Source organism: Mannheimia pernigra (genome assembly GCF_013377995.1).
Taxonomy (GTDB): domain Bacteria; phylum Pseudomonadota; class Gammaproteobacteria; order Enterobacterales; family Pasteurellaceae; genus Mannheimia; species Mannheimia pernigra.
In genome coordinates this window covers 197172-214595 of record NZ_CP055305.1, presented here as the reverse complement: position 1 = coordinate 214595, position 17424 = coordinate 197172, and the positions used below count along the sequence as shown (strand labels likewise).

At 38.8% G+C, this 17424-nt stretch carries 9 protein-coding genes; 5 read left to right on the top strand and 4 right to left on the bottom strand.

The window, feature by feature from the left end; genetic code table 11:
* Window positions 1-162 precede the first annotated feature (162 nt).
* A complete protein-coding gene (locus HV560_RS00980; protein ID WP_176807437.1) occupies window positions 163-1836 on the bottom strand; it encodes a hypothetical protein in 1674 nt (557 codons plus the stop codon).
* A 195-nt stretch (window positions 1837-2031) separates the two neighbouring features.
* Between HV560_RS00980 and HV560_RS00975 the strand changes: the two genes are divergently transcribed.
* Together HV560_RS00975 and HV560_RS00970 are read left to right on the top strand one after the other, a co-directional pair.
* Window positions 2032-3585: an RHS repeat protein gene (locus HV560_RS00975; protein ID WP_176811965.1), complete on the top strand. Its 1554-nt coding sequence runs from the start codon at window positions 2032-2034 to the stop codon at window positions 3583-3585.
* Between the two features lie 155 nt (window positions 3586-3740).
* Window positions 3741-5294 carry an ATP-binding protein gene (locus tag HV560_RS00970; protein ID WP_176811964.1) on the top strand — a complete coding sequence of 518 codons (1554 nt, stop codon included), beginning with the start codon at window positions 3741-3743 and terminating at the stop codon, window positions 5292-5294.
* Window positions 5295-5425: 131 nt separating this feature from the next.
* Here the strand turns inward: HV560_RS00970 and HV560_RS00965 are convergent, their stop codons facing one another.
* Window positions 5426-8068 carry a hypothetical protein gene (locus tag HV560_RS00965; protein ID WP_176811963.1) on the bottom strand — a complete coding sequence of 881 codons (2643 nt, stop codon included), beginning with the start codon at window positions 8066-8068 and terminating at the stop codon, window positions 5426-5428.
* A 195-nt stretch (window positions 8069-8263) separates the two neighbouring features.
* On the opposite strand from HV560_RS00965, the gene HV560_RS00960 reads away from it, so the two are divergent.
* Together HV560_RS00960 and HV560_RS00955 are read left to right on the top strand one after the other, a co-directional pair.
* A complete protein-coding gene (locus HV560_RS00960) occupies window positions 8264-9814 on the top strand; it encodes a hypothetical protein (protein WP_176811962.1) in 1551 nt (516 codons plus the stop codon).
* A gap of 150 nt (window positions 9815-9964) precedes the next feature.
* The gene (locus HV560_RS00955; RefSeq protein ID WP_176811961.1) at window positions 9965-11524 is read left to right on the top strand and encodes an ATP-binding protein; all 1560 of its coding nucleotides are present in this window, start codon (window positions 9965-9967) and stop codon (window positions 11522-11524) included.
* Between the two features lie 205 nt (window positions 11525-11729).
* On the opposite strand, the gene HV560_RS00950 is transcribed toward HV560_RS00955, so the two are convergent.
* Window positions 11730-14363, bottom strand: a complete 2634-nt coding sequence (locus tag HV560_RS00950) for a hypothetical protein (RefSeq protein WP_176811960.1) — start codon at window positions 14361-14363, stop codon at window positions 11730-11732.
* Between the two features lie 195 nt (window positions 14364-14558).
* Between HV560_RS00950 and HV560_RS00945 the strand changes: the two genes are divergently transcribed.
* Window positions 14559-17183 (top strand): hypothetical protein, encoded by a 2625-nt coding sequence (locus tag HV560_RS00945; RefSeq protein ID WP_176811959.1) that lies wholly within the window; start codon window positions 14559-14561, stop codon window positions 17181-17183.
* Here the strand turns inward: HV560_RS00945 and HV560_RS10430 are convergent.
* Complete coding sequence (locus HV560_RS10430; RefSeq protein ID WP_256437766.1) at window positions 17180-17305, bottom strand: hypothetical protein; 126 nt, start codon at window positions 17303-17305, stop codon at window positions 17180-17182. The two genes, HV560_RS00945 and HV560_RS10430, sit on opposite strands and share 4 nt — an antisense overlap.
* Window positions 17306-17424: the final 119 nt, after the last annotated feature.

Genomic DNA, 17424 nt, shown 5'->3' with positions numbered 1-17424 from the left:
TTTTGCAAGAAATTTGCAAATTTTTAGTGAAAAAAGACCGCTTGTAGGAAGTTCGAAATGGAAAAAAGCCCCATATTGATCTGATCTGCACCTTAATCAGTTGGAAAGTTAGTCCAACTTTTGGGGTGCAGATCATAATGGGGCTTTGAATTAAAACATTATCTAGAGAATGTTAATGTCGGCATCAATAATTAACTTGTAAGTTGAGCCATCAATGTCCGTTGAATATTGATTATAGATTTGCTTATCAATAGTTGTTGGGCTATTAAGATTTCTTAATGCAATGCCTTCTAAATGTATAGTGTCTTTTGCATCACCTAGAATACGGACCTCTTTCGACAATGCTTTTAGTGCATTTTGATCTAATGTCAAAACAGATTCTGTTTGTTCATTAGATAATTGAATGAACCTAACATTAGCGAGTTTAGCGAGTTTTTCAGCTGTCCAATCACGACTGTCTGTCATATCTAAATGGAAAGCTTTATCTGCCTGTCCTCCTGCATGACCAATAACTAATTGATCAATACTCCCATTTCCTTCAAAATCTATCATTGTTAATTTTGTACTACCAAATGAATCATGTTCAAAATACTCAATCTTATTGGTTTTCCCCAAGCCATTAATGGATTTCCACGAGGTCTCTTTCTCAAATGCCTTAGAATTCAAGTTATTTTCATCGTAATCATATGAGAAATGCCTTGTGCTATCTATTGCTTTATCTAGCTTACCATCACCATCTCTATCAATCTCCCAAATTGTTGCCCTTCCAAAATCATCATAATGATTAGTTCGAATATAACGTAGTGCGGCTTTATTTGGGTTGTTAATTTCTAATGGCGACTTGATATATTCCCCTGCTCGTGAAGGGTCATATTCAGTAACAGTATAGTGCTGACCGTAGTTCGTAGATGTAAAGTGATATAAAATATCATCAGAAGTCACACCGTTACCCGTCTTATCAATATAAAGACGTTCACGATTACCTGACGCATCATATGTTATTGTCTCAACATAATCAGGAGTAGCTAGATTATTATCTGAATCTCTACGCACACTAGTTACTCGTCCATACTCATCGTATGTGTAATGAACTGCAGAATTTGTTGAGCCATTATTCTCATTATCTAGTAGTTTAGTAGTCGTTCTACCAAGAGCATCTCTAATGTAAGTTTCAGAAGAATCTATTGAGTTAGTATTACCTATGTCAATTTCTTTCTTCTCCAAAGTTCCATCTGGATAATACTTATAAACCTCTCTACGGTCGGTTGAGCCGTTTCCATCAATATCGAATAAAGTTTCAGAAGATCGACCATACGCATTTAACTTATACGTTTCTTTGCTATTAATGCTGCTATCACCTAGAAGATCAACTTTGATTTCTTCAATGTGATTATTTGCATCAAGTTTATTATAGGTAATCTTTGCAATAACCTCTTTTTTCTCCCTACTAGTAGGATCTTCAATAATATTAATAGAGGTAACTGTTTCAATACCTTCCGGTGATTTTGGAGAGTATTCCTCTCTTTTATCAAACGAACCATTATTGGTTAAATCAATCTCTTTTTGCTTTATTCTGCCGTTTGCATCTAGAGTATAGAACTCACGATAGTCCGCTGTACCATCCACATTATTGTCCTTTCTGAGTTCAATTAACTCGCCCTTCAGATTGTAGTCGTAATGCAATACTTGGTCTATGTCAGTCACTCCCTTACCTTCATTATCTGTCTGAGATTTTCCAGTATGCACTTCTTTATTTACAGAGGCATCGCTATCCACTAATACTCTCTCAACCCTACCCAGACTATCAAACTGCTGATAATGGATCTTATCAGGCACTCAACAGTAAATACTCTATATTATTACATTGGCTTTTCGTACCTACAAAAATACATTCTAATGAATTTTTATTCTCCCTTCTTTATTTATCAAATGGAGTGCTTGATTGTTTTTTGAACTTCCATGTTAACCAATATAATCCGACTGAATGTCGCTTTTTTAAGGCTGTATTTTATGGATTAAAGATTAGGTAGAGTGCCTGATAAGATCCATTATCAGCAGTTTGATAGTCTAGGCAGGGTGAATAAGGTGTTAGTGGACAATGATGCCAAAACTGCTACTGGGAAATTACAGCAACATGATAAAGGTCAGGCAAAAGGCATAGACCAAGTATTGAAATATGGTTATAACCTAAAAGGTGAACAAACCTTACTGGAACGAGATAACAACGTAGATGGTACATACGACTACCGTGAAGCGTATACCCTAGATCCAAATGGTCAGCAAAAGTTAAAAGAAATTGATTTAACCAATGACGGCCAATTCGATAAAAAAGAGGAGTATACAAAAGAAGCAGATGGCGGCTTGGTGCAAACCCATTTCTACAACTTAGTGGATGGTAAAGAGGTTCTCACGAAAATTGAGGATTACGAGCTGAATGCGAATAATCAACGTACGAAGTTATCGTTAGATACGTTAGGTGACGGTTCAATCAACGCTATCACAAGATATGACTTGGATGCACTAGGACGTATAGAAAAAGCCTATTTTGATACCGAGGGGGACGGTAATGCTGACCGAGTAGAGAGCTATACTAAGGATGCAAATGGAGATAACTTGCGTGTTGAGATAAGTAATACTGCAGGAGAAATCCAGGTTGTCAGAACCTATGAGCGAAATTCTCTTGGTCAAGTTATCAAATATGAAATTGATAATGGTAACGATGGCATTATTGATCAACGTTTTGAATATGCACGAGATGAATATGGCAATGAAACAGGATATAAATTATATTCTTATAATAGTGAAAAGAAAGCATTGGAACTTACTCAAACTGTAAATAGAGTATTTAATGAGCTTAATCAAATTCACATCACTAGTGCTTCATATACTGATTCTACTCGAAATTATCAGGCTGTTTATAAATATGATGATTTTGGCAGACGTATCTCTGAAACTTACACAGGAGCTAATAACTATATTTGGGAATATACTTATTATGATGATGGTAAGGTTCAATCACGTCAAGACAAAACTCTTGATGGTAAGCCAACCAGTAAAACGGTTTATTTAGATTATTATCAGGCATTTGAGAGTGTAGCTAATAATATGGAAAATTATAATACTAATGGAGTTTTAACTCTTAAATCTCGTTTCTTGATTAATGAGGGCGGGCAAGTCGTTAGCTCTTTACTTGATAATCCGAATAATGGTAACGGCGATGGTTGGGAGAGCTTTTTATTTGGTAACCGTAGTGCTGTGACTAATTTTAATATATCTCAAGATTTTACTACTTGGTCAACAGAGAAATTAGCTGAATTAGGCACATCACTAAGTCTCATTCGAATGGGGAACGGTGGTGTATCTGAACTCACACTGAATGCCGAAGTGGTAGCAAAAATCAGTAATGGTGACTTAAGAGTGCAAGGTGCTTCCGATAAGAACGATGTTCTCAATCTCTCAGGTTTTAAGAAGGCTTCAAGCAGCAGCGTAAAAGGTTACGACCTCTACACTGCAACTGTTGGTGAGGAGGACTTAAATCTTTATGTTCAAGCGAACGATAGTATTACCGTGCACATTATCGGTTAATCATTAAATCGTAGCTCAAAATAAACCAAAGTCCCATATTGCTATGGGGCTTTTTCATCTCTTTACGCTTTCTACAAGCGGTCATTTTTTACTAAACTTTTTCAATTCTGCTATAATCCAACCTATCATCATTCCCCTATTTTCGGAGAGAAAATATGAAAAAACAACTCCCTATCGGTATTCAAACTTTTGCAGAATTAGTTCAAGAAAACTATTATTACGTGGATAAAACACGTCAAATCCTTGAGTTAATTGAAACGGGAAAATTTATTTTCCTCTCCCGCCCTCGTCGTTTTGGGAAAAGTTTAACCTTAGACACCATTGCCGAGCTGTTTTCTGCTAACAAGCCGTTATTCACGGGTTTATATGCTGAAAAAAATTGGGATTGGGAAGCGAAATATCCGGTCATTCGCTTTAATTTCGCCAAAGGTGTGGCGAAGTCGAAAGTCACCATTGAGGAGCTGCTTTTCTCACAGCTCCAACAAAATGCAAAGCAGTTTGGCGTAGCGTTAGCCAACTATGTTGGGTTAGGCACCTTGTTTGATGATTTAATTAACAAGATTGTGGAAAAACATCAACAAAAAGTAGTGGTATTAATTGATGAATACGATAAAGCCATTTTAGATAACCTAGAAAATGCAGAACTTGCGATTGAAATGCGAGATATTTTGCGAGATTTTTACTCGGTAATTAAAGGTCAAGATGCGAATATCCGTTTTGCAATGCTCACAGGCGTCTCCAAATTCAGCAAAATCAACCTGTTTTCAGGCTTAAATAACCTTTATGATGCCACCTTAGACAAGCAATTCTCCGACTTATGTGGCTACACCCAATCTGAATTAGAAAACGTGTTCTCGCCTGAATTATCAGGTGTGAATTTAATTGAGCTGAAGAATTGGTACAACGGCTATAACTGGTCGGGGGAGTGTGTTTATAACCCTTTTGATGTGTTGTTTTACTTCCAAACCCGCATTTATCAGCCTTATTGGTTTGAGACAGGTTCTCCCACCTTTTTGATTGATAAATTAATCAATGAAAAGGTGGATTTAGGGAGAATTACCCAGCAAATTTCGGATAATCATTTGCTTTCTCGCTTTGATGTGGGCGATATTAGCCCGATTGCGTTAATGTTCCAAACCGGTTATCTGACAATCAATCAACAAGTAGAACGTTTAGGCAAAGTGGGTTATACCCTAAAATTCCCGAATAAGGAAGTGCAGCAAAGTTTGAGTGAATTATTACTCAGACGGTTTTTGCATAAAAAAGATGCGGGGTTAGAGTTAAATGCTTATTTATACGATGCCCTGATTCAACACGATGTAGCCCGAATGCAGCTCGTGCTGAAAGCCTTTTTTGCCAGCATTCCGCACGATTGGCATAGAAATAACCAAATTGCTTATTATGAGGGGTATTGGGCGAGTGTGTTTTATGCCTATTTTGCCAGCCTTGGTTTTCCGATTATCACAGAAGACGCGACCAGCGTGGGCAATATTGATATGACGTTGCTCGTAAATAACCACGTCTATATTTTTGAGTTTAAAGTAGTGGGTAAAGAGGTGAAAGAAAGCCCGCTCGGGTTAGCGTTGGCACAAATTATCGACCGAGATTACGCGAAGAAATACCAAGGTCAAGGCAAGGTCATTTATCAAATCGGCGTGGAGTTTAACAAAGACAACCGAGAAGTCGCGTTTGATATTGCTTACGTATAAAAAAGTGATGACAAGCGGTTAAATTGGGCAAAAACTTTGCAAATTTTTAGGAAAAAACGACCGCTTATAGAGAACGTTAAACGAAAAAAGCCCCATAGCAATGGGGCTTTAGTTTATAGAGCAAACACCACTTACAGCATATTCACCACAATATCAGTGTCAATCTGCAAGGTGTAGGTTTCACCGTCCACCGTGGTGGTGTATTGGTGGAACTCGTTTGAGCCTGCTTTGACGGTAGCGGTTTGTTTGGTGAACTCGCCGCTGTCTTTCAGGTTCACGATATCAGTCGCATCGCCGTTAATCCGTAGGGTTGGATTTTTGGCAAGTTTTGCGACAACATCGTTGTCTAGTGTCAGCTCAGTTTTAGCCAGATTATTAGTGAGGATAACCTCTACTACTTTACCTTTTGCATTGTCTAGGAATTCCCCCCATTTTTCAGAGGTATAATCGTCATTTGTTGAACGATTTCCACCGAAGCCATAACGTACTATCGTTTCATCTCGAGCAATATTGGTATCTAAATAACCAATATATTGTCCACCAGCTTCTGCGTCTTGGTACATGAACTTATAGACACTGGTTAACGTCTCCCCACGGTAGTTTTCAGCCGTATCACGACTGCTAGTTTCGCCAATGTAGGAAATTTTTTCCATTGTTTCATCACTATCAAATCTACCATTATTATTTCTATCAGCAAATGATGCTATATTTCTATTTAGTTCATCATAAGTGTAAATATTAGTAACTTTAGTTTCTCCATTTGATGTTACTTGGGTCAACACTCGGCTAGCTAGCTTATTGGTAATACTATCTGCATAAGTATGCTCAAGCTTGACATCACCATTATCCCAGACATTATTACCATTTCTGTCTTCCCAAATGGTTGCCGCTCTACCAAATTCATCTCTAGTATAAATTACGTTATTTGCAACTTGAGTTTCAGTACTATAGTGAATCCCTTTCATGAGTTGAGAGTATTCATTGTATAGATACTCGATCTTGGTCGTTAACGTACCATCTGCTTGGTAAGTACGAATGAATTTATCGCGTCCATACAGATCTCTTTCAACAGTTCTTGTTGCATTGACATCGATATTATCTCCTAATACGTCAGTCTTCGTATCAATAAGGTTTCCATACGAATCATACTGATAGCTTTCAACACGCTCAAACCCATCCTTCGCAGAGTCTGTGTCAAACTCACGCGTTGCCTGACGACCGTAGATGTCATGAGTGTACTTATTGGCAGAAGATTGTTCAAATTTTCCGCTTTCTTCAATTTTCACTTGTGAACGGTCTTCTACTTTTTGGCGACGTTCGTTGTACACGTTATCGGTTATGTTGGTAAACTTATCAGCCCCCGCTTCTCCCGTGTTATTGGTGCGAGTTTGGACTACGTTACCGTATTCGTTGTGGGTGTTTTCCACAATTCTGTCGATACCGTTTACCGTTACTTCTTTGCCGTTGAGCATAATCGTGTGGCTATGACCTGTCGGGTTCGGTTTGCCGTTGCTTAACACATCATTATTGGTGTTGTCATAACGGGCAATTTCACGTCCTAACGCATCACGCACATAGTAGCTTACGCTTTCAGCGTGCTCTTTACCGTCTAGGTTGCTTGTACGCTCGTAAACTCGGTTGTTTCCATCGAGTTTTTGCTCGTAGTAGCGTTCGATACCAACCACTTCACGCCCGTCTTTAAGCGTATGGGTTGTACCTGTGATTTGGGCTTCACCGTCCACGGTTTTGGTGGTGTCGTTATCCAAGTTTTGGTATTCACCAATACGGTTGCCGTTTGCATCTAACTCATAGTGGTACACACGGTCATCCCCGCCTTTCGCATCTAGGTTGAATTTTTCAGTAATCACACGGTTTTGGCCATCACGCTCATAAGTGGTAAAGTTGTCGATACCTTCAAGAGTACGTTTACCATCATCTAGCGTGATAGTCTCGCCTGTTTTCTTCTCTAACGCTTTGCCATCTTTGATGTCGTTATCACGGTTGTAATAAGCACCCTTAACTTGACCGCTTGCTTTATCCACATCACGGTATTCGATTTCATCAAACTCACCTTTTCCATCAAAGTTTTTATTTATTTGAATAGCCTGCCCGAGTTCGTTGTATTCATACGTTTCATAACGGTCTACGCCTTTCAATGTACGACCATCATTTAACTTCTTAGCGTCATCTTGGTCTGCTTGGCCTTCTTTGTCTTTATTACCCGAGCCTGTCTCAGCGTTATTGTCTAAATCGGTGTAACGACCTTTCTCACGTCCGTATTCGTCACGTTCGATGTGAACCACTTCTTCAAAGCCTTTGTCGTTTTTAAACGCTTCACCATCGCCCGCCTCTCTCGCATTTAAGTTACGATTGATTCGGATGATTTGACCGTTTGCATTGTGCTTGTAGGTTTCATAGCTATCGACACCTTTTAGCTCAACCTCTTGACCGTCGATGGTGACTTTAATGGTTTTACCTGTACCTTCCGTGTTGTCGTTATCTGTATATCTCGCCACTGCACGAGCATATTGGTCTAACACAAGGTAAGATTTGGAATTCGTTTCGCCATTACCGGTGTTGTCGTATTCAACCCTCAAGGTTTGACCTTTGTCGTTAAGACCGAAAGTTTCGATTCTGTCGACACCTTCAATTGGCTTACCATCGTTATCCTTGTGGATATTATGACCTGTGGTTTTTTTCGCATCATTGTCCACTAACACCTTCTGAACCCTGCCTAGACTATCAAACTGCTGATAATGGATCTTATCAGGCACTCAACAGTAAATACTCTATATTATTACATTGGCTTTTCGTACCTACAAAAATACATTCTAATGAATTTTTATTCTCCCTTCTTTATTTATCAAATGGAGTGCTTGATTGTTTTTTGAACTTCCATGTTAACCAATATAATCCGACTGAATGTCGCTTTTTTAAGGCTGTATTTTATGGATTAAAGATTAGGTAGAGTGCCTGATAAGATCCATTATCAGCAGTTTGATAGTCTGGGTAGGGTGAGTACGGTATTTGTGGATAACGACAATAATAAAACGACAGGAGAAGTTCAGTCTATCAATAACGGAAGTGTAAAAGGCATAGAATATATATTGGCTTACCACCACAATATAAAGGGTGAGGTTGTTACTATACTCAAAGACAATGATATGAATGGGACTTATGATGTTCGTGACGAGCATATCTTAGATGCTAACGGTAATATTGTAGAGATTCAATATGATAAAACGAATGATGGCAAGATTGATAATGTGACGAAGAATACCTTAAATGCTAAAGGTGAGGTAATTGAAGCGAAATACTACAATCAAGCAGAAAATGGAGCTCAAGCATTAACAAGTAAACATACTTTCGAACTTGATGCGAACGGACATATAACGCAGAAGACAAGTTATTCTGCGGCAAATATCCTAACTTCTATTGAGCACTATACTAATAATACTAAAGGCAATGTTGTGAAAAAATTGATTGATAATAATGGTGATGGCGTTGATCGTGCAGAAATCTATACATTAGATGTAAATGGTTATATTACTAAAACCGAAAATGATATTGGTAACAATGGCTCTATTGAGAGTAGTACACGTTATGATAGAAATGCTCTCGGAAGAATTACAAAACTATATGATGATAATGATGGCGATAGCATTATTGATGCTTATAGAACCAATGAGTTTGATGTATATGGTAATATTCTGAAAGAAACACACTATAATGCGAAAACAGATGCTATTACCTCAATTATTACATTGACTTATGATAGTAATAACCGTCTAATAACGAGATTTAATGACGCAAATGCAAATGGAGAATTTGATAATCTAGATACGAAGAATGTTTACAAATATGATTCACAATATGGCAGCGTTATTCAACGTGTAGATATATCTCCAACAAAAACATCTTCAATATTCTTTAGATATGATAATCTTGGGAGACAAGTGAAATCTATTTTAGACGATAACAATAACGGTATCCCTGAATCAAATGAGACTACTCGTATCTACAGTTATGATAATCCTATTTGGAATAAATATACATTGGTTACTGTAACAGATAGTCAAGGTTTACAAAGTATTTCTAAATTTGATCTAGATGATGCGGGTAATTATGCATTGCAATATTATGCAGGCAGAAACGGAGAGTTTAGCCGAATTAATTTCTATAATACAAATGTAGCAAAAAATGTGGATTTCACGAATAAATGGTCAGAAGAGGAATTGGCAAAAATTGGAAGCAAAATTCAGCAAATTCAATTAACAAATGAGCAATATTCAACCACACTGACATTAGATAGCAATATTGTATCTAAATTAAGCGTGTCTGGCCTTGATATTCGTGGTGATGCAACTGATACCGTTAACCTAAGCAGCGACTTTACAAAAGTTGAAGTTAAAGGCACCAAAAAAGCAGGTAAAGATGTATTACAAGCCTACCAAGCCGAAGTTGATGGTACAACTTATACAGTTTACATTGATACTGACATACATACTGTTGTTGGCTAATCCTAATTTCTTTTAGATAACTCAAGCCCCATAGCAATATGGGGCTTTTTACGTTTCGTACTTCTCCTCACAAGCGGTCATTTTTTACTAAACTTTTGCAATTCTGCTATAATCCCACCTATCCTCATTCCCTATTTTCGGAGAGAAAATATGAAAAAACAACTCCCTATCGGTATTCAAACGTTTGCTAAGTTAAGAGAAAACAATGACTATTACTACGTAGATAAAACGCAAAAAATCATTGAACTCATCAACGCAAGCGAATTTATTTTCCTCTCCCGCCCTCGTCGTTTTGGGAAAAGTTTAACGCTAGACACCATTGCCGAGCTATTTTCTGCTAACAAGCCGTTATTCAAGGATCTATACGCTGAAAAAAATTGGGATTGGGATAAAAAATATCCCGTGATTCGCCTTAGTTTTGGTACTAATGTGACGTTTGATGATAAACGTTTAGTACAAATTATTAATGAAAAATTAGAGGAACTGGAAGAAATCCACAACATTTCCGCAAAACCGCATTTATCCGAAGCAGCTCGTTTTCAGCGGATTATCAAACATATTCACAACCAAACTGGGCAGAAAGTGGTCGTACTGATTGATGAATATGATAAGCCGATTTTGGATAATTTATCGAACCCAGAACAATCTCTTTTAGCACGAAATCGTTTACGTGATTTTTATAGCGTACTGAAAGAAAACGATGCATTTTTACGTTTTGCAATGCTCACAGGCGTCTCTAAATTCAGTAAAATCAACCTATTTTCAGGCTTAAATAACCTTTATGATGCCACCTTAGACAAGCAATTCTCCGACTTATGTGGCTACACCCAATCTGAATTAGAAAACGTGTTCTCGCCTGAATTATCAGGTGTGAATTTAATTGAGCTGAAGAATTGGTACAACGGCTATAACTGGTCGGGGGAGTGTGTGTATAACCCTTTTGATGTGTTGTTTTACTTCCAAACACGCATTTATCAGCCTTATTGGTTTGAGACAGGTTCTCCCACCTTTTTGATTGATAAATTAATCAATGAAAAGGTGGATTTAGGGAGAATTACCCAGCAAATTTCGGATAATCATTTGCTTTCTCGCTTTGATGTGGGCGATATTAGCCCGATTGCGTTAATGTTCCAAACCGGTTATCTGACAATCAATCAACAAGTAGAACGTTTAGGCAAAGTGGGTTATACCCTAAAATTCCCGAATAAAGAAGTGCAGCAAAGTTTGAGTGAATTATTACTCAGACGATTTTTGCATAAAAAAGATGCGGGGTTAGAGTTAAATGCTTATTTATACGACGCCCTGATTCAACACGATGTAGCCCGAATGCAGCTCGTGCTGAAAGCCTTTTTTGCCAGTATTCCGCACGATTGGCATAGAAATAACCAAATTGCCTATTATGAGGGGTATTGGGCGAGTGTGTTTTATGCCTATTTTGCGAGCCTTGGTTTTCCGATTATCACAGAAGATGCGACCAGCGTGGGCAATATTGATATGACATTGCTGGTTAATAACCACGTTTATATTTTTGAGTTTAAAGTGGTGGGTAAAGAGGTGAAAGAAAGCCCGTTGGGGTTAGCTCTAGCACAGATTATCGACCGAGATTATGCGAAGAAATATCAAGGACAAGGCAAAACGATTTACCAAATTGGGGTGGAGTTTAATAAAGATAGCCGAGAAGTCGCGTTTGAGGTGAAAGTATTGGATTAGTATTGCCACTTAGCAAGCGGTTGAATTTGGCTAATTTTTTGCAAAGTTTTAGTAAAAAATGACCGCTTGTAAAAGCCGTAATGAGATATAACAAAACCTGCTGCCAATTGCTCGGCAGCAGGTTTTTTTAGTTTATACAAGCGGGCGTTTTTTGCGGATTTTTTGCAATATTCTGCTCAAATCGCACCGCTTGTTAGGCTGGGAACTACGCCAATACAACATTCACATCGGTGTCAATCAGAAGCGTATAGGTTTGATCGCCTACCTCTGTTTGATACTGCTCGTATTCCTCTTTTCCTCCTCTGATATTAGCGAGTTTCTTGAACTCGGTATTATCTTTCAGATTCACAGTATCGGTTTTATCGCCGTTGATGGTGAGAATGATACTATCCTTGCCGCTGTCCTTAGCCTTGGTTGGCTTGACCCCTGAGCTGAGTTTTGCCAAGGTGTCGTTGTCAAGGGTGATCACCGTACTGGCTCTAGTATCAGATAAATTAATTGTTCTGATTTTATCACCTATTTCCTCATAAAACTCCTGCTTCCACGTCGTTAAATCATCCGTGTAGTTTCTTGGAGTACGAGCACCATCATAGTCAAATCTGTTATATTCCCTATCTTTTCCGGCGAAAAATCTTACCTGAGCGATATTCAGATTATCATGGACTGTTTTAAACGTACCACGATATTCATCTCCTACATATGTGTGAGTCAAATTAACCAAATTGGATTCACCGTAGAAAGTCATCTTTTGGTTAGATTCTCCCGCAGAGATTTCACCATCCTCATTTGTATCAATATGTGTTGAAATCCTCCGTCCTAGAGGGTCATATCCCCATACTTCCTTAGTTACTGAGGCAATTTCACCGTCATCATTAAAACGAGTATTTTTACGGGTTAATACGGTATTGAAAGCATCTCTAGTATATTCAAAGATGGTGTCTCCAGCGTTTCTTTGTTCAATTACGCCTGTGTCTGACAGTTCTTTAATAATATACCCTCTTTCATCACGTTTCTCATATTTGTGAACGATGGTAAGTACATCATTGCCCGAATATGTATCTCTTTGGGTTAGATAACCGTATTGATCATATTTGTGTATTACTTTAGAAACGAGTGAGCCGTCAGCATTTCGAGCCTCATATTTCAATGTATTGTCAAATCTATCCTTAACTAAAATAGTGTAACCCTCAATCTCCTGACTTTCCCCTGCAGCCCTGTCGACTTTTACAAGCTGATCCAGATTGTTGTAGTGGTAGGTTTCGTTACGCTCAAAACCTTCTTTTTTAGAGTCCGTATCAAACCAACGCTTGTTTGTACGACCATAGGTATCATAAGTGTATTGATTAGCGGAGGATTGTACCCAATCGCCTTTTTCTGATTTCACTGTTGAGACATCGTCCGTTTTTTGTCTACGTTCGTTGTATTTGTTTTCAGTAACCTCCGTGAATTTCTCTTCACCCGCTTCACCCGTTTTGTTGGTGGAGGTTTTCAGTACGTTGCCGTATTCGTTGCGTTCGCTTTTCACGATACGGTCGATACCTGTTACCGTTACCTCTTTGCCGTCAAGCGTGATGGTGTGGTCGTAACCAGTTTTGTTTACACTCCCATCGCTTAGACGGTCGTTATTGGCGTTGTCGTAACGAGCAATTTCACGTCCTAGGACATCACGCACATAGTAAGTCACACTTTCTGCGTGTTTTTGACCATCTAGATTTGCCTCTTGTTTAATCAGATTATTGTTCGAGTCATACTCTTTTTTGTAGAAGCGTTCAATACCTTTCACTTCGCGACCATCTTCTAGCGTGTGTGTTGTACCTGTGATTTGTTTTCCACCATCTAGTTTTGGCGTTGTGTCGTTATCCAAGTTTTGGTATTCACCAATACGGTTGCCGTTTGCATCTAAATCATAGTGGTACACACGGTCATCCCCGTCTTTCGCATCTAGGTTGAATTTTTCAGTAATCACACGGTTTTGGCCATCACGCTCATAAGTGGTAAAGTTGTCAATACCTTTAAGAGTACGTTCACCACCATCTAGCGTGATAGTCTCGCCTGTTTTCTTCTCTAACGCTTTGCCATCTTTGATGTCGTTATCACGGTTGTAATAAGCACCCTTAACTTGACCGCTTGCTTTATCCACATCACGGTATTCGATTTCATCAAACTCACCTTTTCCATCAAAGTTTTTATTTATTTGAATAGCCTGCCCGAGTTCGTTGTATTCATACGTTTCATAACGGTCTACGCCTTTCAATGTACGACCATCATTCAAATTAATAGCGTCATCTTGGTCTTCTTGGCCTTTTTGGTCTTTATTACCCGAGCCTGTCTTAGCGTTATTGTCTAAGTCATAGTAACGACCTTTCTCACGTCCGTATTCGTCACGTTCGATGTGAACCACTTCTTCCGCTGCACCCTCTGCATTGGTGTTACGGTCGATTTGGATGGTTTGACCGTTTGCATTGTGCTTGTAGGTTTCATAGCTATCGACACCTTTTAGCTCAACCTCTTTACCGTCGATGGTGACTTTAATGGTTTTACCTGTACCTTCCGTGTTGTCGTTATCTGTATATCTCGCCACTGCACGAGCATATTGGTCTAACACAAGGTAAGCTTTGGAATTCGTTTCGCCATTACCATTGTTGTCGTATTCAACCCTCAAGGTTTGACCTTTGTCGTTAAGACCGAAAGTTTCGATTCTGTCGACACCTTCAATTGGCTTACCATCGTTATCCTGGTGGGTATTATGACCTGTGGTTTTTTTCGCATCATTGTCCACTAACACCTTCTGAACCCTGCCTAGACTATCAAACTGCTGATAATGGATCTTATCAGGCACTCTACCTAATCTTTAATCCATAAAATACAGCCTTAAAAAAGCGACATTCAGTCGGATTATATTGGTTAACATGGAAGTTCAAAAAACAATCAAGCACTCCATTTGATAAATAAAGAAGGGAGAATAAAAATTCATTAGAATGTATTTTTGTAGGTACGAAAAGCCAATGTAATAATATAGAGTATTTACTGTTGAGTGCCTGATAAGATCCATTATCAGCAGTTTGATAGTCTGGGTAGGGTTCAGAAGGTGTTAGTGGACAATGATGCGAAAAAAACCACAGGTCATAATACCCACAAGGATAACGATGGTAAGCCAATTGAAGGTGTCGACAGAATCGAAACTTTCGGTCTTAACGACAAAGGTCAAACCTTGAGGGTTGAATACGACAACAATGGTAATGGCGAAACGAATTCCAAATCTTACCTTGTGTTAGACCAATATGCTCGTGCAGTGGCGAGATATACAGATAACGACAACACGGAAGGTACAGGTAAAACCATTAAAGTCACCATCGACGGTAAAGAGGTTGAGCTAAAAGGTGTCGATAGCTATGAAACCTACAAGCACAATGCAAACGGTCAAACCATCCAAATCGACCGTAACACCAATGCAGAGGGTGCAGCGGAAGAAGTGGTTCACATCGAACGTGACGAATACGGACGTGAGAAAGGTCGTTACTATGACTTAGACAATAACGCTGAGACAGGCTCGGGTAATAAAGACAAAGAAGGCCAAGAAGACCAAGATGACGCTAAGAAGTTAAATGATGGTCGTACATTGAAAGGCGTAGACCGTTATGAAACGTATGAATACAACGAACTCGGGCAGGCTATTCAAATAAATAAAAACTTTGATGGAAAAGGTAAGTTTGATGAAATCGAATACCGTGATGTGGATAAAGCAAGCGGTCAAGTTAAGGGTGCTTATTACAACCGTGATAACGACATCAAAGATGGCAAAGTGTTAGATAAGAAAACAGGCGAGACTATCACGCTAGATGGTGGTGAACGTACTCTTAAAGGTATTGACAACTTTACCACTTATGAGCGTGATGGCCAAAACCGTGTGATTACTGAAAAATTCAACCTAGATGCGAAAGACGGGGATGACCGTGTGTACCACTATGATTTAGATGCAAACGGCAACCGTATTGGTGAATACCAAAACTTGGATAACGACACAACGCTAACGCTCGACAGTAAAAAGCAGGTCACAGGTACAGAGCATACACTAAAAGATGGACGTAAAATAACAGGTATCGAACGCGTTTACCTCAAAGAGTATGATGCAAATAATCATCTCATCAAACAAGAGCAAAACTTGGACGGTAAAGGCCATGCAGAAAACGTGAGCTACTATGTGCGTGATGCGTTAGGTCGTGAAGTTGCCCGTTACGACAACACGAATAACGACCGATTCAGTAATGGTAACGAAAACAAAACAGGGTCTAGCCATCAGATTAAACTCAATGGTGAAACAGTCACTGTAGAGGGTATTGATAGAATTATCAAAAACACATTCAATGCGTATAATAAGGCAGAAAAAACCGAAATCAATAACACGGGTGAAGCGGGCGATGACAAGTTTACTAATATCACAGAACGTGTTTACAACGGTCGTAATCAGCTTGAATCTGACGTCTCAACAGTGAAGACAGAAAGCGGCGAATTTGTACAATCTTCTGCCAATAAGTACACTTATGACAACTATGACCGCGTAGCAACGCGGAGCTTTGATACAGATTCTAAAAAAGAGGGGGATGAGAGAACAGAAAAATACACTTATGATCAGTACGGATATATTATTAATGTCGCGACTGACATACTTGGCGACAATATTGCCGTGAATACGACAAGAACGATTGAAAGAGATCTGTATGGACGTACTGAAATATATCGTGACTACCAAGCAAATGGTAGTCTATTATCAAAACGTGAGTATGATTATAATGAATATGGATACATTACCAAACTAACCAGCTATTCATCTGAGACACAGAAGAGTTTTATCAATCATTATTATAAACGTGATAGTATTGGGCGGGTAGAAAAACTACTTGAAGACAAAAATGCTAATGAAATCTTTGATGCTGGCGATCTGAAACAAACCTTAATTTACGATCAATATATTGACAGCAAATATGCGGAACGTATTGATGAATCAGTATTACAGAAAAAACACAACATCTATACCTATGATGATTACCAAAGAATAAGTTCATCATTTGAGGATAAAAATGGTAATAAAACCCATGATAGTTATGAACCGTTAACCAAACGTTTCTACTTTGGTGAATCTGGAATAACGGATAGATTTGAGTTCTATACAAATGGAAAATTAACCCTTATTCAGAAGTATGTTTACCCAGATGCAGGCAATATTGGTAACCCGATTGCACAATTAAAGCTAGACGTTGCAGCAGATCAGTATGCTTTACTATATGGGCTTCATGGTTTTCACTATTCCTCTGAGGATGATTATACTTCCGACAACTGGAGCAAACTTCTAGATAATTATGCAAATAAAATTAACCAAATCAATCTTACGAATACTACGGCAAGTACGCATATTACGTTAGATCATAACACTGTCGCAAAAATTGCCAAAGATAAAACACTACTCATCAACGGTGACGCTACTGACACAGTCAAGCTCAAAGACTACGGTGAATTCACCAAAGCAGCAGAGACAGTGAAAATAGGCAGCAACACCTATGATAAACTGACCACTGACGTTGAGGGCAAAACCTACACGTTATTGGTCGATACCGACATCAAGCTCTTTGATGCTGCACACCCAGGGACGGAAATTATTTAAGCAAATAGCCTTCCTTGCTGATTTGCCCCGCCACTCGGGGCAATACAAGCGGTTGATTTTTGCTGACAATGTGTAAAAAGCACCGCAACGCAGTCATAAAAAACCGCCTGACGAAGAAACATCGTCAGGCGGTTTTATTTTCAAGGTAAGCGGTGCAATTTCTGATAGTCGCTTAGCCACTCAGTAACTCAGCTTCAGCTACTTTTGCAAATTACCAGCAAAAACAGACCGCTTGTTATTG

Coding starts and splice junctions, on each gene's coding strand:
- HV560_RS00955 (WP_176811961.1), top strand. CDS start 9,965: ATGAAAAAACAACTCCCTATCGGTATTCAAACGTTTGCTAAGTTAAGA.
- HV560_RS10430 (WP_256437766.1), bottom strand. CDS start 17,305: ATGTTTCTTCGTCAGGCGGTTTTTTATGACTGCGTTGCGGTGCTTTTT.
- HV560_RS00970 (WP_176811964.1), top strand. CDS start 3,741: ATGAAAAAACAACTCCCTATCGGTATTCAAACTTTTGCAGAATTAGTT.